A 19,364-nucleotide genomic window follows, 5' to 3' on the forward strand; every position below is an offset into this window, starting at 1 on the left:
TAAATTTTAAAAATAAATTATGAGGATTTTATATTTTAAGATTTTCTTGGATTGATTGTTTTTCAGGATTTTACATAATAAGATTTATTATTTAATCTTTATTTTTGAATATGTATTTTTTAATTAATTTTTTAGAATATAGTATTTATTATTAATTTATTTTTTTATTTTTAAATATATGAGGGAGATGTAATTTTGAGATCTTTTTAAATAGAATAATCTAAATAAATTTATAAATCAGGTATATATAATTAAAATATTTAACTTAAGTTTATGAAAATTAATAATTTTTAAGATTGGCTAAGCTGTCTTAAAAGAAAAAATACTAATATTGGCTAGAGGGAAATTTCGTATTATCAAATTTTCTTGGGACCAATTGCAGAGCTATACAATTTAAACAGCCTCTTAATTTAGCATCTCAGATTATTTTTTAATTCTTATTGATAAATTTTATCAGAGGATAAAAAATCGAAGAAAGATGAACGCCAGTTCTATGACTAAACTCTGAAAATAACTTGAATATTCTTTTTTTTGAATCGAAGCGTAGGTATTAGATGAAGTTGAGCTAAACAGAGAGAAGAGATGTAAAGGTGTCATCGCAAGGACAGAGTAGATACAAAAGATCGAAAACAGATCATTAGTGATCTTACATAGGTTACAAAACTAAATGATGTTTCAATTAAACAGAATTTTTTGCTCAAATGGATATGAGCCAATTTAAAATCAGTAAATGATGACAGAAGAGGAAAGAAATAATTTTTTGAAAAAATAATAAAAGAGCAATCAAAGTGGAGAAAAGCTAAGGGTCGTATCCTATAAGTTAAGAAACCCAACTCAGATACAACCCATCTATTTGCATAAGAGAAAAATACTCAAATTTCTCGCCACACTTCATTTTTGTCTTTTAAAGGAATGGTAAAGTTAAAGTCATCATCATTACTGACCAGAAGACTGGTTGGAGTCTGCATCACCACTTTCAAAACAGTACCGGCTTCAAAAATAATAGGGTCGCAGTTTTCTTTTTGTAGAGTCACCGGTTTAAGTAATTCAATTACTGAACTTTCCATAGTTTTTTCCAAAATAAGATTACTTTTCGATAATTAAATCATAGCATGATTTTTGAAAATTTAACTGTTTCTTCAAAAACTGAGAACTTGATCAATGACTTATTCAAATAGGGAGTAGTGCTCTATTTAGATTAAAGATACCTAGAAGACATGCAGTATGTCTGATTTTCATCCTATTCTCGCAGTGCTCAGAAGCATGAAGTTCTTTTACATAAACCCGACAGATAACAGGCATAAAAAAGTCTATCAAAATAACGAAAGGTCAAAAACATGATGATTTTTCTGTTTTTTGATATCGCTCGGCTAAATGATAAAAATCGAGAATATAAGGAAAATCATAACGCAGAGCTGAATGATAAAAATAATTTTCTAGAGACTCGATATCTTTCTATCCTTTTTTACACTAAATTGAAAATTAATGCTTTATAACAGTAAAAATCTAAAATAAGAATAAACTATGCGTCATTTGGATGACCAAGAGACATAAGGAGAACTGGGTCGGCATGTTTAAGTCATTTTTCCCGCAACCCGTCTGGTTTTTTAGCAGCCTGATTTTGTGGTTTATCATTAATCTTGTACTTTGGCATAGTGGCGGATCAGGATGGGGAACCTATCTGGGTTTTCCTGAAGGTTATTCTGATGAAAAGCTTACAATCGGTATCGGGCGTTTCTGGTCAGCTCAATTCATCTGGTTCTATCTCTGGTATTTCATAGCAACTACGATATTTGCGCTGTTCTGGCAATGGAAAGCCAGACACCGATGGCAGCGCTGGTCGGTCTGGGGCTCGGCATTTATTCTGTTTAATATCTGGTTCGGGGTACAGGTCAATGTCGTATTAAACGAATGGTATAGCCCGTTTTATGATCAGATTCAACAAATGCTCACTAAGGGTGGTGGGGATGTTTCATTGCTGTATCAAGGCGCATTAACCTTTATTTATATTGCGATGGTTTATGTCACTTTAGCGGTATTTAACCTGTTTTTTGTCAGCCATTATGTCTTCCGCTGGCGTACCGCGATGAATGATTATTACACCGCACATTGGGAGCAGTTACGTCATATTGAAGGTGCATCACAACGTATCCAGGAAGATACCATGCGCTTTGCCAAAACCACGGAGCAGTTAAGTGTTTCCTTGATCGAAGCGCTGATGTTGCTGATGGCATTCCTGCCGATCTTATATCAGCTCTCTAGTCATGTGAAAGTTTTACCGATTGTAGGGGAAATACCGCATGCTTTAATGTGGGCCTCGATCGGCTGGGCGGTATTGGGTACGGTCATTTTAATGGTCGTGGGAATGAAATTGCCCGGACTGGAGTTCAATAACCAGAAAGTTGAGGCAGCCTATCGTAAAGAGCTGGTCTATGGCGAAGACTATGCTGATCGCGCACATCCGCTGACATTACAAGAACTGTTTAGCCGGGTACGCTGGAATTATTTCCGGTTGTATTTTCACTATGCTTATTTCAACATGGTTCGGATCTGGTACTTGCAGTTAGACAATATTTACGGATTATTTATTCTGTTTCCAAGTATTGCAGCAGGGGCAATTACTCTTGGTTTGATGATGCAAATCCTGAATGTATTTGGCAAAGTGCGGGAATCTTTCCAGTATCTGATTCTGTCTTGGCCGACGATTATTGAACTGATGTCGATCTATAAACGCTTAAAAGCATTTGAATCACATATTGATTAATTTTTTCTCATATTATTATCCTGCTTTATCAGCCAAACAGTTTTAGGTTTGGCTTTTTTTAGGGCGAGTTAATTTACAAAATCCAATGGAAAATATCGATCTGACCGTTGGTCAGATGACTTAGGTAAATCGTGTCAGAGCCTCCCAATATTGGGGTGTTCAGATATTTTTTTCTTGTCTAGAATCCTAAGGGCCAGCCAAGATGGCGTTTAATTTCCGGTGGTTTGACGTATAAAAATAACGAGTGTACGTTGAGGAAATTATTCTTATGCTGATCTTGTTCAGGTAATGTTATAGCGGATAAAAGGTAAATTTATTACCCATTATAATAAAGATCTGTAGCGTTTCCTGAATAAGCCGCCGGAGAAGGATTCACCGCCTTCTTCGGTTTTTTATGTGTTTTTTCTATCTTTTTCTTGAGTCCTGAATGAAATTGTTTATTATTTGATCTAAATTAAAAATGATACTTGTGTCAATTTTTATCACATGAAGCTTGGCATAATCAGCAAAGTTGAGACTGATATGTGCCTTTTTACCGTTTAAATATTATAGTTATCAATATCTTGTGTTTGTTGTTTTGTGCTATTTAAGCTATGTTATACGGGATTTTGGGGTTGAGATGTTTGCTGTGAAGCTAAAAGTAATAATTCTAATAATAGGGGCAGCAGGTTTAGCTGGGTGTAATAGCGTGAATCGGTTGAAATCAGAGGTTTTACATCCTTTTGCCAGTCCGGAAGAATTGATTGCCAAACGGGCTTTGAATCAACGTGATGGTAGTGCAAAAGATTATGTTTATCTTTGGGGACAAGCTCAGAAAAATAATACGACTCAGGCCATGTATCCGCGTTCGATACTGACGCAATATTGTCATGAACAGGGCGGTAAATTTTCACTGCTGTATAAAAGTAATTTTAGTGCCGTGGCAGATGTTGCCCAACGCAAACGCCTGAGTGCCAATCGGGGTGTTGTACAGGGTAGCGGTGCCTATCAGTGTCGTATGGATGACCTGACTGAAAGCTGGATTGTCTCGATTGAGCCAACTTCTGAACGACAAGTTGATAAATCTAGCCAGACGCGTAGTGTTCGACTACTCACCCAGGTCATGAGTCCTTCTCAAGCAAAAAACTTTTATCGTCCAACTAAAGCCAGGGTTGCTTTGGAGCAAACCAAACCTGCATCGATAAAAACTACGACTCCTTCTAAGACTCCTGCCGCAAAGACGACAAATGAACTGAAGGAATCAGCACGTAAAGAACTGGAGAAGAAAGAATTAGAGCGAAAGGAATTAGAAAGAAAAGAGTTAGAGAAAAAAGAAGCAGAGAAAAAGCAGCTAGCAGCGGCATCAGCTCGAGCTACGGTAGCAGAAACACCGCAACAAAATCAGATGAAGATTTATGTGGCAGCGCGACGTGATATTAACAGTGGCAAGAATCTGAATAATGCCTGTAACAACGCCCAGCGTGCCTATAACTATGGCAAATTGCAGGGCACAGAGGGAACACGTGTCTATACTGAATCAGGGATGCTGGTTGCACGCTGTCTGAACAGTATTCCGGTCTATGCCAGCCGTTTCCCGAATGCTAAAGCTCAATCCAAGCGGATTTTGCAGAATTTGGCCAATAATTATAATCATGCCGGAGCCAAGAATCTTTTGAGGCAGTTAAAATAAGCACAGGATCAAAAGACTTAATCCAAAATCCGTATGATCCTTTTAACCATCGAGAAGATAGGCGCAAAAATCTGCTCGATCCGACGGGAGAGAGCAGACGAAAGCCGGCTTGGTTTTGTAGGGAGATCACGTGACCCGAGAATCTCCTTCCGTGATGTCGGATGAATGAATAAAAATACGATCAAGACGAAAAAAGGACAAGTCCCACAGTATGAGGCTGTGAAATATATTGGTAGTCATAATTATAAGTTTTTATTTTTATTGTTTTAGTCTAAATCATAGCGCTAAGTTTGACTGATCAATATCCTGATCTGATGAATAGCAATATGGACATCAGAGCGATTATCTAAGTGTTTTAAATCTGGGTCAGGTTTTACAGAGTTCTATCAGTTTATTGCCCTGTTCCATGCTACAACTAACTGGTTTCATATCACTGGCCGGACATCGAAGAACAGGAAATTATGATGGCGCATAGATCTTTTACAAAGCTTCGTACAATTTTAATAAGTGCAACATTATTAAGTGCGACTCAGGTTGCCATAGCAGGTCCGACAGTCAACCAGCTCAGTGACTGTTTGATGAAATCCACCACAGTCACGGATAAAACTACCGTCTTGCAATGGACCTTTGTGACTTTAGGTAATCATCCGGACTTAAAGGCTTTTAGCAATGTGACCGCGAGTCAAAAGGAAGCATTAGACAAGAATCTGGCGACGGTGTTGCAGCGCATTTTAGTGGAGCAATGTTCAGCACAGACCAAGGCGGTGATTCAGGCTGAAGGGTTACAGGCTGTGGGCGATAGTTTTCAGGCTTTAGGTAAAACCACAGGCGAGGAAATTTTAAAGAATCCTGAAATTAATAATCAGCTGAAAGGTGTGCTGCGTTATATTGATTTAAATCGTGTGGCACAGACTTTTTTGACGCCAGATTTGTTGAATAAGTTGGGGTTGTAAACTTGTTTTTTTAATCACCTCTCCCTAGCCCTCTCCTAAAAGGAGAGGGAACCCCATTGCGAAATTCATATAAGTATTAAATTAAATGATACCCCCTCTCCCTGTGGGAGAGGGTTGTCGTCACGCATAAAAAAGGACTTTGAGGGATTGATACACTTAAGAGTTTTGAAATTAATCTTTAGAAAATTCATGGCTTTAATGTGTTTTATAAATAAGTTATTATTTGGTCAATAATTAATATTTCAAAATGAGTTTTTGTATGGTAGATCCTTCATTGTCAGCTTTATTTAAAGTGATAAATAAGCCACTTAATGATCTTTATGATTTTGTAAAAAAAGAAACCAAATTTCATCTTGAAAAACAAAAGTTGAACGATATTTCTGGGAAGTTAGAAATTAAAATAGAGAATATAAAGAAGGTAAAAACAATCTATAAAGGAGATGAAGCTATTGATTTAAATTTATTTTATTATCCACCTTATATTAATAGCGATAAGGGGTATATAAAAGCTGAAACTATAGAAGATATTTCATTAAAAAATTTCGTAATTGAGGGTGTTGCAGGTCAAGGCAAGTCAATTTTATTAAGATATTTGACTTATAGGGAATATCAAGGGGAAAAAAGAATCCCAATTTTTATTGAATTAAGAAAATTAAATGAAAAAGCTGAGATTTTAAGTCATATAAAAGAAGCAATTAGTTCATGGGTTTTTTCAGTTAGTGATGAATTATTAAATTGGGTGTTAAAATCTGGAAAAATTGTTTTATTGCTTGATGGTTTTGATGAGTTAAAAGAAAAAGATGTATCAAATGTAATCAAAGATCTTGAGAGTATTAGTCAACAATATCCACAAACTCAAATCGTAATAACTTCACGACCAGATAATGCCATTCAATCGAGTAATTTTTTTAAGGTACTAAGTATAAGACCTTATGATGATGATGAAATAATAGGTTTAATTAGAAAACTTGTAGATGATGAGGACTCATTCGATAATCTTGTAAATGCTTTGTAAGAAAGCCCATTAAAAGTTGATGAGTTATTAAAAACTCCTTTAATGGTTACTCTTTTTGTAATGACTTATAGAGCAAAATTAATTATTCCTGACAGTCTTTCCAAATTTTATGAAGAGTTATTTAGTGTTTTAATTTATAAGCATGATCGAACTAAGCCAGGATACCAGAGAGAATTTAAAAGTAATTTAAATGAAAGTGAGCTACAAGAGTGGTTTGAAATTTTGTGCTTTATTTCTAAAAATGAAAATAAATTAATTTTTAATAGTAGACAGGATCTTTTGGAATGTATTAAAAAATCAATAACTAAGAAATTCCCAAAAGAAGATCCTTCAGCTTTATTGGAAGATATTAGTAAAAATTTATGTTTAATTATTCGTGATGGTAATAACTACAGTTTTATTCATCGCTCTATTCAGGAATTTTTTGTGGCTTCTTTTTTTAAGAAAAGGCCTCAAGACTTAGCTGAACAGACTTATAAACTATTAGATGAAAAAGGAAAAAAATATAAATCTGAGATTAGATTTTTATCAGAAATTGATAGTTATAGATATAAAAAGTATTTATTAAAACCATCATTAGAGTGTTTTTTTGAAATTTATCCTAACCTTGAATCTTTTAAAAATAGCTTAAATGTTTCTTTAGAGGAGGGGTATGATGTTTATCATTTGGAAGTAGATTTAGATAATTCACATGAAACTGTGAACTATGTAGAAGCAACGATTTCGATGGTAGATATTACTCAAACCTTAGATGATAAGCATGGTAATTATTTATATCATTTATTGTATGATCACTTAATTTCGTGTCGGGAAGCATCAAGTGCAATTTTTATTAATCTTAATAATTATGGTGTAAATAGATTTATGCAAACTATGCCAATTTTAGATCATGAAATCAAAATAAATAAAGTGTCAAAATTTTTTCGTAACGAAAATAGTAACTTAATTGATAATATTTATAAAAAATTTGAAAAACAGCTGCAAGAATGTAAAGTTGAAATTGATAATCAGGAAGATCAAAGTTTCCTAGATTTAATATGAAAAAAACCCGCTCTAAAGCGGGTTTTCTTTTAAAGAAAGATTAGATTAACCAATCAATTTCTTCATCAATTCATTCACTTGAGCAGGGTTGGCTTTACCCTTAGACGCTTTCATTACTTGACCAACCAGACCGTTAAAAGCTTTCTCTTTACCAGACTTATACTCTTCAACCATCTTCTCGTTGGCAGCCAACACTTCCTTAATAATTGCTTCAATTGCGCCTGTATCAGTTTCCTGTTTCAAGCCTTTCTCAGCAATAATTTCGTCTGCAGTTTTGCCTTCGTCCCACATGAAGCCGAACACTTGTTTCGCAATCTTGCCGCTGATGGTGTTGTCCACAATACGTGCGATCATGCCACCAAGTTTTTCCGCAGATACAGGAGAATCAGCCAAATCTAAGCCTGCTTTGTTTAAAGCACCTGAGAATTCACCCATGACCCAGTTTGCCGCAATTTTACCTTGCACAGCACCGCCAGCAGCTTTCACCACTTCCTCATAGAACTCTGACATTTCACGAGTAAGTGTAAGCACGTGAGCATCGTACTCAGTCACACCAAAGTCCGCCACGAAACGTGCACGGCGTGCAGCAGGAAGCTCAGGCATGGTTGCTTTAATGGCTTCGATTTGCTCATCAGCAATCACCACAGGCAACAAGTCTGGGTCAGGGAAGTAGCGGTAATCGTTCGCTTCTTCTTTAGAACGCATTGAACGCGTTTCCATCTTTACAGGGTCGAACAGACGCGTTTCCTGATCAATGGTGCCATCCCAGTCCAGAATTTCCATTTGACGTTCAATTTCAACATTGATCGCTTGTTCAATGAAACGGAATGAGTTCAGGTTTTTCAATTCACAACGTGTACCAAACGGTTGACCCGGACGACGTAACGACACGTTACAGTCACAACGGAACGAACCCTCCGCCATGTTACCGTCAGAAATACCTAACCAGCGCACTAAAGTGTGAATTGCCTTGATATAAGCAACCGCTTCTTCAACCGAACGCATATCCGGTTCAGAAACGATTTCAAGCAGCGGCGTACCAGCACGGTTCAAGTCGATGCCTGACATACCTTCGAACTGATCATGAATCGATTTACCCGCATCTTCTTCGAGATGCGCACGGGTTACGCCAATGCGTTTAACCGTGCCATCTTCAAGCTGGATGTCGATATGACCCAAGCCCACAATCGGGTTGTCCATCTGGCTGATCTGATAGCCTTTTGGAGAGTCCGGATAGAAGTAGTTTTTACGCGCAAATACAGACGCCTGATCGATGTAAGCATCGATGCCCAAACCAAAGCGAATCGCAAGATCAACCACTTCTTTGTTTAATACCGGTAATACGCCCGGCATAGCCAAATCAACCAGGCTGGCTTGCGTGTTTGGATCATTACCGAAAACAGTCGATGAACCTGAAAAAATTTTGGTATTGGTGGCAAGCTGAGTGTGAATCTCGATACCAATAACGACTTCCCAACCATCAATCAGGTTGGATTTTGGTTTAGCCGATTTTTGAGCTTGAGCCATTATGCGTTCTCCTCAGCAATTGCAGCGCGTTTTGTATGCCAATCGGTGGCCTGTTGATACTGGTGTACCACAGACAACAATTGAGATTCTGACCAGTAATTACCAATCAGCTGTAAGCCAACTGGCAAGTTATTTTGGTCAAAACCGACAGGCGCGTTAATCGCAGGAAGACCTGCCAGATTTACCGCAAGCGTATAAATATCGCCCAGGTACATTTCAACTGGCGTTAAATCTGCACCAATTTTATAGGCAGTCGTTGGCGCAGAAGGTGCTGCAATGACATCGACCGATTCAAATGCTTTAAGGAAATCTTGCTGGATCAGGCGACGTACTTTCTGTGCTTTTACATAGTAAGCATCGTAATAACCTGCAGACAGGGCATACGTACCAATCAGGATACGGCGTTGCACTTCTGCACCAAAACCTTCTGAACGTGAACGCTTGTACAGGTCCATCAGGTCCACAGGATTTTCTGCGCGATAGCCATAACGTACGCCATCAAAACGTGATAGGTTCGAAGAAGCTTCGGCAGGTGCGATCAGGTAATAAGTCGGAACATAGCTTTCAGTCATGTTGAGGTCGATCTCAACAAGCGTAGCGCCCATTTCTTCTAACTTTTTAAGTGATTCTTCGACACGTGCTTTAACATCTTCAGCTAGGCCAGCAACATTAAAATACTGTTTTGGAATACCAATGCGTAAACCTTTTACTGAGGTAGCGTTCAGGTTCGCGACATAGTTATTTACCACTTGATCCATTGAAGTTGAATCTTTGGCATCATGACCGGCCATGACATTCATCAGGTAAGCACAGTCTTCTGCAGAACGTGCCATTGGACCACCTTGGTCTAGTGATGATGCATAGGCAATCATACCGAAGCGCGATACACGACCGTAAGTCGGTTTAAGACCGGTCAGACCACAGAATGATGCAGGTTGACGGATTGAACCACCGGTGTCAGTACCAGTTGCAAATGGTGCCAAATCCGCTGCCACAGCTGCTGCAGAACCGCCTGAAGAACCACCAGGGACATGGCCCAGGTTCCAAGGGTTGGCAGTTGCGCCGTAATATGAGTTCTCAGAGGTCGAACCCATCGCGAATTCGTCCATGTTCACTTTACCCAAAGTGACCAGGCCCGCAGCTTTACCTTTCGCTACAACGGTTGCGTCGTAAGGAGAGATAAAATTGTCCAGCATTTTTGAACCGGCAGTGGTTTTAATGCCTTGGGTACAGAAAATATCTTTGTGGGCAACTGGCACACCAGTCAGGGCAGAGGCATTGCCAGCTTTGATTGCAGCATCGGCAGCATCAGCTTGAGCCAATGCCTGTTCAGCAGTCACGGTCACATAAGCCTTGACCTGTGCATCAATTTTTTCGATGCGTTTTAAATAGTGTTGAGTCAATTCGCGGGATGAAAATTGAGCATTTGCCAAACCTTCAGTCAGTTCACGAATGGATAAGCGGTGTAAATCTGTCATGAGAAATAATTCTTTACGTTTAATTTAATAAAAAGAATGAACTGGGTAATAATTACTCAATCACGCGTGGGACGAGATACAAACCGTCCTGTACAGCAGGTGCAACTGCTTGGTATTCCTCACGATGATTGCTTTCCGACACGACATCTTCACGTAAAGGCTGTGGGTGGTCGAAAGGGCTTTTCAGTGGTTCAACACCGTCGGTATTGATGCCTTTCAGGGTTTCCATCATGCCTAAAATTTTATTTAAACTTTGAGCATATTCAGCAGATTGCGTATCATTGAGAGATAACCTTGCAAGGTTGGCAATAGCTGAAACTGTTTCTGCACTTAAATCTGCAGAATGCTGTGCATCCGATGTAGACATAATATTACCTAATCAGTATTAAAAAAATTCAAATTATCATGCGTTATGATAAGCGATTGACTTGTCCAAATCATCACATTTAGTTAAAGTGGCGACCTTGCGTCCATATAAAGTTTAACTGAGAACGTCCCCGTGATTCTAAAACGACTAATAGGCTTGTTTTCGCCCGATCTTGCCATTGATTTAGGTACAGCAAATACACTTATTTATGCGCCAGGACGAGGCATTATATTAAATGAACCAACGGTTGTAGCCATCCGTCATAGTGGTTCACATAAAATTGTTGCGGCAGTCGGTCTTGAAGCGAAGCAAATGCTAGGTCGTACCCCAGCCAATATCTCAGCGATCCGTCCTATGAAAGACGGTGTGATTGCGGATTTTGAAGTCACTGAGACCATGCTGAATCAGTTCATTCGCAAAGTACATGAAAACCGTTTATTTACTCCGGCACCGCGTGTCGTGGTTTGCGTGCCATGTAAATCGACTCTGGTTGAGCGCCGTGCCATTCGTGAAGCCGTGTTTAATGCGGGCGCACGTGATGTACGTTTAATTGAAGAGCCAATGGCAGCAGCGATTGGTGCAGGTATGCCAGTTGAGCAGGCTTGTGGTTCGATGGTGGTCGATGTTGGCGGTGGTACCACTGAAATTGCAATCATTTCCCTACAAGGTTGTGTTTATGCAGACTCTTTACGGATTGGCGGTGATGTCTTTGATGAGCAGATCATTAACTATGTGCGTAAAGCGCATGGCTGTGTGATCGGCGAAACCACTGCTGAAGTGATCAAAAAAGAAGTTGGTATGGCTTTGCCAGATGAAGGTGCTAAACCGCTTGAAATTGAAGTTCGTGGCCGTAACCTCGCAGAAGGTGTGCCTCGCGCAATCGTGGTTAATTCTGACGAAGTCACCCAAGCGATTTCTGATCCATTGCAAAACATCGTGTCTGCTGTGAAATCTGCGCTAGAACACACACCTCCTGAGCTTTCTTCGGACATCGCTGAACGCGGTATCGTGTTAACTGGTGGTGGTGCATTGCTACGTAACCTGGACAAGCTGCTTGCCAAAGAAACTGGCCTGCCGGTGGTGGTGGCAGAAGATCCACTATCATGCGTGACACGTGGTGGCGGCAAGGTACTCGAATTTTTCGACAACCCAAATCATGACATGTTATTCGTAGGCTAAGAAAAGGATCCGGCGGGTGCAAGCACATCTGTTTTCTCGACAACCGCCATCTTTTCGCTCTTTTATCATTGCATTGGTGACATGCCTGGTGGTGCTTTTCTTTGATTGGCGCATGCCGCATGTTGTTCAACCTGCAAGGGATGTCCTGTACGCTGCTTATAATCCTATTTATGCGGTGGCCAGTTATCCGGTATTGTCGCGAGAGTGGTTGAATCAACAAACCAAGTCTGAAGCTCAGTTGCGCCGGGAAAATACCGCGATGCAGGCCGAGTTGCTACAGGCACAGGTACGCTTACAAAAAATCTCTGAACTTTCTGCTGAAAATACCCGTTTGCGCGGTCTATTGGACACGCCACTGATCATTGATGGACGTATTGAAATTGCCGAAGTGATTGGTACCGATGCCGATCCATTACGGCATATTATCGTGATCAACCGGGGTTCGAATAACGAGCTGAAAGTCGGGCAAACGGTACTGGATGACAAGGGTATCATGGGGCAGATTATCAATGTCTATCCGCATAGTAGCCGGGTCATGCTGTTGTCTGATAAAGAACATTCACTGTCAGTGCGTTTGGAACATACCGGAATGCGTGCCATTGTTTCGGGCACGGGCGATCTGGGACGTTTAAAAATGGAATATGTACCGACCAGTGCCAATATCAAGGTCGGTGAAAAAGTCTATAGTTCGGGCTTGGGACAACATTTCCCGGCAGGTTATCTGGTGGGGCAGGTATCTAAAGTACAACGCCATAATTCTGGTGAATTTGCCCAGATTGATGTGACGCCTGCGGCTCAGCTGGCCGGTGGACATCATGTGGTGGTGTTATTTTCCGATTCATTAGCGATGGAGCAACCGCATGTCAATCGCTAAGATGAAATCCAGAAAGCATCGTGATCCTTTAATGGCTATTGTCATTTCGGTGATTGTGGCTTCTATTTTAATGGTCTATCCACTTTCCTATAATCTCTCGGGCTGGCGTCCGCTGTTTATGCTGATGATCATGCTCTTCTGGGTGTTATGTCAGCCAACCTGGTGCGGGATCTGGTTTGCCTTTGGTACGGGTATTTTTATTGATCTGCTGCTGGATGCACCTTTGGGTCTGAATGCGCTGAGCTTTATCATTATTGCCTTTTTAGCTCGCTTTCTGACCCGTGAACGCCGTATCCTGACCTTTAATAATCTCTGGGTGATTATGGGGCTGGCGATTGTCGCGCATCTGCTAATGATCTTTTTTTCCCAGATTGTGGCTGGCGTGCAATTTTCTTATGCAAGGCACTGGATTCCGATGCTGACCAGTATTCTGGTTTGGCCTGCTATTTATTATGTGCTCAAAAAATGGCGCGTATAATTCTTGCTTCGAGCTCACCCCGGCGCCGCGAGTTGTTACAGCAACTCGGGCTGAGCTTCGATATTTACAGCCCAGAAATTGACGAATCGGTACAAGCAGGCGAGTCGGTCGCAGCCTATGTTGAACGTCTGGCACGAGCCAAAGCAGATGCCGTGGCTGAGTATTATCCAGATGCCATCATCATTGCTGCGGATACCAGTCTGGGGGTGGATCAGGAGATTCTGGGTAAGCCTGAATCCAAACAACATGCGATTGAAATGTGGACAAAAATCTCCGGTCGATGGCATGATGTCTATAGCGGTGTCTGTGTTCGTACAAAGCATGAAAAATACAGTATAGTGGTACGCACACAGGTCGAATTTCAAATCCTGAGCGCCGTAGATATGGAAAGTTACTGGGCGACAGGTGAGCCACTGGGTAAAGCCGGGGCTTATGCGATTCAAGGAATTGCAGCACGTTATATTCCAAAAATACAGGGCAGTTATTCCAATGTGGTCGGCTTGCCTTTATATGAGACAGTACAGTTATTACAGACGGTTAAGGCACTAAATTAACTGCTGAAAAGAATTCTTATAATGTTTTGAGTGTAGTTATGTCTGACGAGTTGTTGATTAATGTCACGCCGATGGAATGTCGGGTCGCGTTAATTGAAAACGGCACGGTCAATGAACTGTTTGTCGAGCGTACGGCCAAGCGTGGCCTGGTAGGGAATGTCTATAAAGGAAAAGTGGTGCGGGTCTTACCCGGCATGCAGGCTGCTTTCGTGGATATCGGACTTTCTCGTACTGCGTTTTTACATATCAATGATATGGTCTGGCCCCGCAATCAACCGACGCCGAATGTCTTTGAGTTACTTCAACCGGGACAAGTCCTCACGGTTCAGGTGATGAAAGATATGCTCGGTACCAAAGGCGCACGCCTGTCTACCGATCTCTCTATTCCTTCGCGTTATTTGGTGCTGATGCCATATGGCAATCATATAGGTGTATCACAACGGATTGAATCTGAGGAAGAGCGCAATCGCTTGCGTTCCATCATTGAGCGGATTCAGGCAGAACATAAGCTGCCGGGTTCAGTGATTGTGCGTACTGCGGCAGAAGGGATTGAAGAAGAAGCCATCGCACAGGATATGGCTTATCTGGCCAAGCTTTGGGAATATATCCAGCGCAAGCAGAAGATTATTGCAGTACCGTCTTTGATCTTTGAAGAATTGCCTTTGCCGCAACGGGTGATTCGTGATCTGGCCAATGAAGAAACTGCTAAAATTTACGTGGATTCACGTGAAATTCATGCCAAGTTGCAGGAATTTGTCGAAGAATTTGTCCCGAACATGAAAGACCGTTTGCTGCATTATCCGGGCGAGCGGCCAATTTTCGACTTGTATAATGTCGAAGAAGATCTGCAAAAGGCATTGCAAACTCGTGTCGCATTGAAGTCTGGCGGTTATCTGATGATTGACCAGACTGAAGCCATGGCCACAATTGATGTCAATACCGGTTCTTATGTTGGTGGCCGTTCGTTGGAAGATACGGTTTTTAAAACCAATATGGAAGCGACGGATGTTATCGCGCGTCAGTTACGTCTGCGTAATCTCGGCGGCATTATTATCATCGACTTCATCGATATGCAGGAAGCGCAGCATCGTGAAGAAGTGATGAAACAGTTTGAGCGCATGCTGGAACGTGACCATGCCAAGACCAAGATTACTCAGGTATCAGAACTGGGCTTGGTGGAAATGACCCGGAAACGCACCCGTGAGTCGCTGGAACATCTGCTGTGCGAGTCTTGTCCGACCTGTCAAGGACGCGGTTATGTCAAAACAGCCGAGTCAGTATGTTACGAAATATTCAGGGAGATTCTGCGTTATGCTCGTGCTTATGAGTCACAGAGTGGCTTTACTGTTGTCGCGCATCCGGCTGTCATTGATCGATTATTGACGGCAGAAGCGCCTGCAGTCGCTGATCTAGAACATTTCATTAATCGCGTGATTAAGTTTCAGGTGGAAAATCTATATACGCAAGAGCAATACGATATCATTCTCAGCTGAAATTGTAACAGAATATCGTTAAACACTTGTTACATCTGAAATTTTACAACCGGGCCTTTATTTACAATACTAGATGCATGAATTAGCCAAAGCCGTTTCTCCCAGTTTCAGGCTTAGCAAAAGGAGTGTGTGATGAGTATGAGTAAAGCAGTAATCCATAAAGGCCTAAAACACGTATTAGAACCAAAGACTGTACATGCGGGATATATCGTTGATGAGCGCGGTAATGAAGTTCAGATTACCGCGAGCATGATCCGTAACGTCTGCCATCAATTATTACAACAGTGCCGTACCATTAAAAGCTGATTATATTTGTGCATTGTTTTTAACTTGTCAAAAAATGATTTGGATAGACGTTTAAATAGAGAAGTCATCCAAAATTTCTAAAATAATTTAAAAAGATTCCAAAAAATAAAGAAAAGGGACCAGATCGGTCCCTTTATTCTGTGCTCAAAGACTGGCAAAAATGATCAACACCTTTGACAATCCATCTATTTTATTTATTCATCCGCGGCTAGCTTACCGCCCGTAACTTTGGGACAGGTTCGCCATCTACAATAAGTTCAAAACGTTGAATTTCTTCTTCCAGATGTGTCAGCAAGTTCTGCATTTTCGGCAGGGCATTACGACATGCGGTCAAGCCGACTTCCAGTTTGTCTAAATAGCTGGTCATGGTGATATTCAAGGCCTGACCATCCAGTACGATAGAAGCCGGATAAAGTGCTTCAAGACGGGCACCATTCCAGTAAAGGGGCTCTTGTGGTCCAGGTACATTGGAAATAATCACGTTAAACGCCTGACGTGTCGGCATTAAACCGGAGGCAATATTCAGACCTGCTGCACCATAGACAAAGGCACTATAGTTCAAAATCTGGTTGGCATTCATGCGTTTGAAACGCTCTTTGGCACTCAGCACACTGCGGCGTACGATCTTGAGACGTTCTAGCGGATCTTCTTTATGCGTGCCCAGATTGGCCAGAATCATGGTAATACGGTTGGATATATCTGAATCGTCACTGCGAACAGAAGCTGGAACCATAGCAATTAACGGTTTTTTCGGTAAGGCATTTTGCGATAATAAATATTCACGTAATGCACCTGAACAAATGGCCAAGACAATATCATTAATGGTCACGCCCAATGCCTTAGAAATATGACGTAAACGTGAAAATTCGAAAGACTGGGCTGCAAAGCGACGTGAAGCACTGACGCGTTGATTCAGAATACTGCTTGGCGCCTGAAAGCTGGATACATAATCCGGATTGCGTCCCATATCTTTCATGACGGTTTGCGACAGTTCATAAGCAACTCGTGGCGCACATTCCAGTTGCCCCTTAATGGTCTGCAGGACATTTTTAAACCTGTTCACTTTAGGTGCTTTCAGGCGTTTGGCACGTGGGCCTTCCACACACCATGGCGGTACAATACTCTTGGCATGGGGGTCAAATGAAAGCGACTTTTCTACCAGACGCATGCCAGCGATTCCATCCACCATAGCATGGTGAATTTTGAAATACATGGCAAAACGGTTTCCTTCAATGCCTTCAATAATATGACAGGTCCATAAAGGTTTGGCACGATCAATCAGGGCACTATGTTCTTGAGAAATATAGGTTAGTAATTCACGGATACGGCCCGGTTTTGGCAGGGCAATATGACGAAAATGATGATCTAAATCAAATTCTTGGTCTTCATCCCAAAACAGGCCGTTTAAATAATTGTTAAAAGGTGGAATTGGAGAGCATTTTGAATTTTGGATATCCGTGACTAGATCCTGAATAAAGGAAGCTGGCGCATTGTCGGGAATTTGGAATAAAAATAGTCCACCTACATGCATAGGCTGCTGCCGTTTCTCTAAGGTTAAGAAAATAAAATCAATTGGATGTAATGGACGCATAGCGTGGATTGCCTCACTGCACTCTCTATGGCTTTTTTGCTAAAAAGCCTTGTTAGAATTATTACTTTAGTTTTTAAAGTATATCTTTTTTAGCATATAAATGAACTGCTTTATCTTGCCTCAACTGTGAAAAAGTGGCTATTGACAAGAACAAAATATCTTCCTAAGTTTATGAAATTTGAAAATTTTAGTTTTAAAATAGTTTTCTAAAAATAGTATTTACTAGGCGAAGTGGAGTGTAACTTAATAATTATGTGTTATTAGAAGAATAGCATTGTGTTCCATTTCACATTTTATGCAAATAAATCAATGAGCTAAAATTTTATCAATTCTTTAATTAAAATAATATTATCCCGATAAAAGGTAATTTCTATCTTGTCACTAAATGTAAAATTATCAATTAAAAAAGACTATCTTTATTAAAAAATAGTCTTTCAATCAATAGGAACGATAAAACTTAACTTTATTTTTTTAGATTGCCAGCATGTAAGCCACATTCTTTATGGGTGGCTTCTTCCCACCACCAGCGGCCTTCGCGTTCATGCTGATTTGGCAGCACAGGGCGGGTGCAAGGTTCACAGCCAATTGAAACAAAACCTTTCTCATGCAGGGTATTATAAGGTACTTCCATCATACGGATATAACTCCAGACATCTGCACTGGACCAGTTGGCTAGAGGATTGTACTTGATCAACTGTTTTCCCGGACCGGAGAAACCTGAATCTGCCTGAACCACAGGAATTTCATTGCGTGTACCCGGACTTTGGTCTTTGCGCTGACCAGTAATCCAGCCATCCAGCGTCGCCAGTTTTTTACGTAGCGGTTGAACCTTGCGTATACCGCAACATTCCTGATGGCCATCTTCAAAGAAACTGAATAAACCTTTGGTGGTCACTAAATTTTGTACTGCATCCGTTTCAGGGAAGCAGATTTCAATCTCGATATTATAATGCTTACGCACCCGTTCAATAAACTGATACGTCTCTGCATGTAGACGGCCAGTATCCAGACTGAATACCCGGAACGGTTTACCGAGATGCGATGCCATATCAATCAATACAACATCTTCAGCACCAGAAAATGAAATCGCAATTTCACCTTGCTGGCCCAGTGCAAGTGCCAAAATTTCATTGGGCGATTTATCTGCATATTCAGATGCAAGCGCATCAATACGATCAATAGTAGGAATGATGGTCATGAGAGTCCTGGCGATATAGGCTTGGAAAGGACATGGCCTATATTAGTTAATTTCACATCTATTTTAATAGAATTGATTTAATTGACTTATCACTAAAAAATAAATACTTATTAAAAAAATAGATTTAAAAAAGTACAGTGCAAAATCTGTTTCTTCAGCTATGATAGTGCAAAATTTTTTCAATACAACTTAGAGGGAATGTTCATGGAAGTCGTATGTCTAGATTTAGAAGGTGTGTTGGTTCCAGAAATCTGGATTAACTTTGCCAAAAAAACCGGTATTAAAGAGCTTGAAGCGACGACTCGTGACATTCCTGACTATGATGTACTGATGACCCAACGTCTGAATATTTTAAAACAGCACGGTTTAGGCTTGAACGATATTCAGGAAGTGATTGCAGAAATGGGTCCGTTCCCAGGAGCAAAAGAGTTTGTGAAATGGGTTAGCACGCATTTTCAACTAATTATTCTTTCAGATACTTTCTATGAATTTGCGCATCCACTGATGAAGCAACTGGATTGGCCAACTATTTTCTGTCATAAACTGGAAACAGATGAAGCAGGCATGATCTCAGCCTATAAACTTCGTCAGCCAGATCAAAAACGTCAAGCTGTTAAAGCGCTGCATGGTTTGAATTTCCGTGTGATTGCGGCAGGGGATTCTTATAACGATACGACGATGCTGGGTGAAGCAGATCATGGTTTCCTGTTTGATGCACCTGAAAATGTTATTGCTGAATTCCCGCAATTCCCGCCAATTCGTGGTTATGATGCGTTAAAAGAAGCAATTCGTAATGCTTCAGTGCGTGATATCCCAGCTTAAAAAATTTAAGTAAATAAAAAAGGCACTTTAAGTGCCTTTTTTATTGAATCTATCA

General features: G+C 40.6%; 18 protein-coding genes. 12 read left to right on the forward strand and 6 right to left on the reverse strand.

Annotated features, from left to right (window positions below; translation table 11 throughout):
• Nucleotides 1-872: 872 nt before the first annotated feature.
• Nucleotides 873-1,067 (reverse strand): hypothetical protein, encoded by a 195-nt coding sequence (locus tag G4D73_RS13475; RefSeq protein ID WP_004279347.1) that lies wholly within the window; start codon nt 1,065-1,067, stop codon nt 873-875.
• A 503-nt stretch (nt 1,068-1,570) separates the two neighbouring features.
• Here G4D73_RS13475 and sbmA point away from each other — a divergent pair.
• The 5 genes from sbmA to G4D73_RS13500 all read left to right on the forward strand — a co-directional run bounded on the left by sbmA (nt 1,571) and on the right by G4D73_RS13500 (nt 7,442).
• Complete coding sequence (gene sbmA / locus G4D73_RS13480; protein WP_005267165.1) at nt 1,571-2,764, forward strand: peptide antibiotic transporter SbmA; 1,194 nt, start codon at nt 1,571-1,573, stop codon at nt 2,762-2,764.
• 619 nt (nt 2,765-3,383) lie between these two features.
• Nucleotides 3,384-4,433 (forward strand): hypothetical protein, encoded by a 1,050-nt coding sequence (locus G4D73_RS13485; protein ID WP_213686973.1) that lies wholly within the window; start codon nt 3,384-3,386, stop codon nt 4,431-4,433.
• A gap of 464 nt (nt 4,434-4,897) precedes the next feature.
• Nucleotides 4,898-5,386 (forward strand): hypothetical protein, encoded by a 489-nt coding sequence (locus tag G4D73_RS13490; protein WP_213686974.1) that lies wholly within the window; start codon nt 4,898-4,900, stop codon nt 5,384-5,386.
• A gap of 259 nt (nt 5,387-5,645) precedes the next feature.
• Nucleotides 5,646-6,401, forward strand: a complete 756-nt coding sequence (locus G4D73_RS13495) for an NACHT domain-containing protein (protein WP_213686975.1) — start codon at nt 5,646-5,648, stop codon at nt 6,399-6,401.
• A 60-nt stretch (nt 6,402-6,461) separates the two neighbouring features.
• The gene (locus G4D73_RS13500) at nt 6,462-7,442 is read left to right on the forward strand and encodes an NACHT domain-containing protein (protein ID WP_213686976.1); all 981 of its coding nucleotides are present in this window, start codon (nt 6,462-6,464) and stop codon (nt 7,440-7,442) included.
• Nucleotides 7,443-7,487: 45 nt separating this feature from the next.
• Here G4D73_RS13500 and gatB read toward each other — a convergent pair whose 3' ends face one another.
• Genes gatB through gatC form a run of 3 tightly spaced genes read right to left on the reverse strand, consistent with a single transcriptional unit; the run spans nt 7,488 to nt 10,814 of the window.
• Nucleotides 7,488-8,969, reverse strand: coding sequence for an Asp-tRNA(Asn)/Glu-tRNA(Gln) amidotransferase subunit GatB (gatB, locus tag G4D73_RS13505; protein ID WP_213686977.1), 1,482 nt, complete (start codon nt 8,967-8,969; stop codon nt 7,488-7,490).
• A complete protein-coding gene (gene gatA / locus G4D73_RS13510; RefSeq protein WP_213686978.1) occupies nt 8,969-10,447 on the reverse strand; it encodes an Asp-tRNA(Asn)/Glu-tRNA(Gln) amidotransferase subunit GatA in 1,479 nt (492 codons plus the stop codon). The genes gatB and gatA overlap by 1 nt, the downstream gene beginning before the upstream one ends.
• Before the next feature lie 52 nt (nt 10,448-10,499).
• Nucleotides 10,500-10,814 (reverse strand): Asp-tRNA(Asn)/Glu-tRNA(Gln) amidotransferase subunit GatC, encoded by a 315-nt coding sequence (gatC, locus tag G4D73_RS13515; protein ID WP_004279359.1) that lies wholly within the window; start codon nt 10,812-10,814, stop codon nt 10,500-10,502.
• Between the two features lie 132 nt (nt 10,815-10,946).
• On the opposite strand from gatC, the gene G4D73_RS13520 reads away from it, so the two are divergent.
• The 6 genes from G4D73_RS13520 to G4D73_RS13545 all read left to right on the forward strand — a co-directional run bounded on the left by G4D73_RS13520 (nt 10,947) and on the right by G4D73_RS13545 (nt 15,698).
• Nucleotides 10,947-11,993: a rod shape-determining protein gene (locus tag G4D73_RS13520; protein WP_004279360.1), complete on the forward strand. Its 1,047-nt coding sequence runs from the start codon at nt 10,947-10,949 to the stop codon at nt 11,991-11,993.
• 16 nt (nt 11,994-12,009) lie between these two features.
• Entirely contained in the window at nt 12,010-12,867 is an 858-nt protein-coding gene (mreC, locus tag G4D73_RS13525; protein WP_004279362.1) for a rod shape-determining protein MreC, read from the forward strand.
• Nucleotides 12,854-13,345 (forward strand): rod shape-determining protein MreD, encoded by a 492-nt coding sequence (gene mreD, locus G4D73_RS13530; RefSeq protein WP_004279364.1) that lies wholly within the window; start codon nt 12,854-12,856, stop codon nt 13,343-13,345. Before mreC ends, mreD begins: the two co-directional genes overlap by 14 nt.
• Nucleotides 13,333-13,899, forward strand: coding sequence for a Maf-like protein (locus G4D73_RS13535; RefSeq protein ID WP_213686979.1), 567 nt, complete (start codon nt 13,333-13,335; stop codon nt 13,897-13,899). Before mreD ends, G4D73_RS13535 begins: the two co-directional genes overlap by 13 nt.
• Nucleotides 13,900-13,937: 38 nt before the next feature.
• Nucleotides 13,938-15,392 carry a ribonuclease G gene (gene rng / locus G4D73_RS13540; protein WP_004646221.1) on the forward strand — a complete coding sequence of 485 codons (1,455 nt, stop codon included), beginning with the start codon at nt 13,938-13,940 and terminating at the stop codon, nt 15,390-15,392.
• A gap of 132 nt (nt 15,393-15,524) precedes the next feature.
• Complete coding sequence (locus tag G4D73_RS13545; protein ID WP_004646222.1) at nt 15,525-15,698, forward strand: PA1571 family protein; 174 nt, start codon at nt 15,525-15,527, stop codon at nt 15,696-15,698.
• Between the two features lie 208 nt (nt 15,699-15,906).
• Here the strand turns inward: G4D73_RS13545 and G4D73_RS13550 are convergent, their stop codons facing one another.
• Both G4D73_RS13550 and G4D73_RS13555 read right to left on the reverse strand, forming a co-directional pair.
• Entirely contained in the window at nt 15,907-17,289 is a 1,383-nt protein-coding gene (locus tag G4D73_RS13550; protein ID WP_004646223.1) for a WS/DGAT/MGAT family O-acyltransferase, read from the reverse strand.
• Nucleotides 17,290-17,752: 463 nt separating this feature from the next.
• Nucleotides 17,753-18,487 carry a phosphoadenylyl-sulfate reductase gene (locus G4D73_RS13555; RefSeq protein ID WP_213686980.1) on the reverse strand — a complete coding sequence of 245 codons (735 nt, stop codon included), beginning with the start codon at nt 18,485-18,487 and terminating at the stop codon, nt 17,753-17,755.
• A gap of 204 nt (nt 18,488-18,691) precedes the next feature.
• On the opposite strand from G4D73_RS13555, the gene thrH reads away from it, so the two are divergent.
• Nucleotides 18,692-19,309, forward strand: coding sequence for a bifunctional phosphoserine phosphatase/homoserine phosphotransferase ThrH (thrH, locus tag G4D73_RS13560; RefSeq protein ID WP_004646225.1), 618 nt, complete (start codon nt 18,692-18,694; stop codon nt 19,307-19,309).
• Nucleotides 19,310-19,364: the final 55 nt, after the last annotated feature.

It is taken from the genome of Acinetobacter sp. WY4 (assembly GCF_018438165.1).
Classification (GTDB): domain Bacteria; phylum Pseudomonadota; class Gammaproteobacteria; order Pseudomonadales; family Moraxellaceae; genus Acinetobacter.

Coding starts and splice junctions, on each gene's coding strand:
- G4D73_RS13475 (WP_004279347.1), bottom strand. CDS start 1,067: ATGGAAAGTTCAGTAATTGAATTACTTAAACCGGTGACTCTACAAAAA.
- sbmA (WP_005267165.1), top strand. CDS start 1,571: ATGTTTAAGTCATTTTTCCCGCAACCCGTCTGGTTTTTTAGCAGCCTG.
- G4D73_RS13485 (WP_213686973.1), top strand. CDS start 3,384: ATGTTTGCTGTGAAGCTAAAAGTAATAATTCTAATAATAGGGGCAGCA.
- G4D73_RS13490 (WP_213686974.1), top strand. CDS start 4,898: ATGGCGCATAGATCTTTTACAAAGCTTCGTACAATTTTAATAAGTGCA.
- G4D73_RS13495 (WP_213686975.1), top strand. CDS start 5,646: ATGGTAGATCCTTCATTGTCAGCTTTATTTAAAGTGATAAATAAGCCA.
- G4D73_RS13500 (WP_213686976.1), top strand. CDS start 6,462: ATGACTTATAGAGCAAAATTAATTATTCCTGACAGTCTTTCCAAATTT.
- gatB (WP_213686977.1), bottom strand. CDS start 8,969: ATGGCTCAAGCTCAAAAATCGGCTAAACCAAAATCCAACCTGATTGAT.
- gatA (WP_213686978.1), bottom strand. CDS start 10,447: ATGACAGATTTACACCGCTTATCCATTCGTGAACTGACTGAAGGTTTG.
- gatC (WP_004279359.1), bottom strand. CDS start 10,814: ATGTCTACATCGGATGCACAGCATTCTGCAGATTTAAGTGCAGAAACA.
- mreD (WP_004279364.1), top strand. CDS start 12,854: ATGTCAATCGCTAAGATGAAATCCAGAAAGCATCGTGATCCTTTAATG.
- G4D73_RS13535 (WP_213686979.1), top strand. CDS start 13,333: ATGGCGCGTATAATTCTTGCTTCGAGCTCACCCCGGCGCCGCGAGTTG.
- rng (WP_004646221.1), top strand. CDS start 13,938: ATGTCTGACGAGTTGTTGATTAATGTCACGCCGATGGAATGTCGGGTC.
- G4D73_RS13545 (WP_004646222.1), top strand. CDS start 15,525: ATGAGTATGAGTAAAGCAGTAATCCATAAAGGCCTAAAACACGTATTA.
- G4D73_RS13550 (WP_004646223.1), bottom strand. CDS start 17,289: ATGCGTCCATTACATCCAATTGATTTTATTTTCTTAACCTTAGAGAAA.
- G4D73_RS13555 (WP_213686980.1), bottom strand. CDS start 18,487: ATGACCATCATTCCTACTATTGATCGTATTGATGCGCTTGCATCTGAA.
- thrH (WP_004646225.1), top strand. CDS start 18,692: ATGGAAGTCGTATGTCTAGATTTAGAAGGTGTGTTGGTTCCAGAAATC.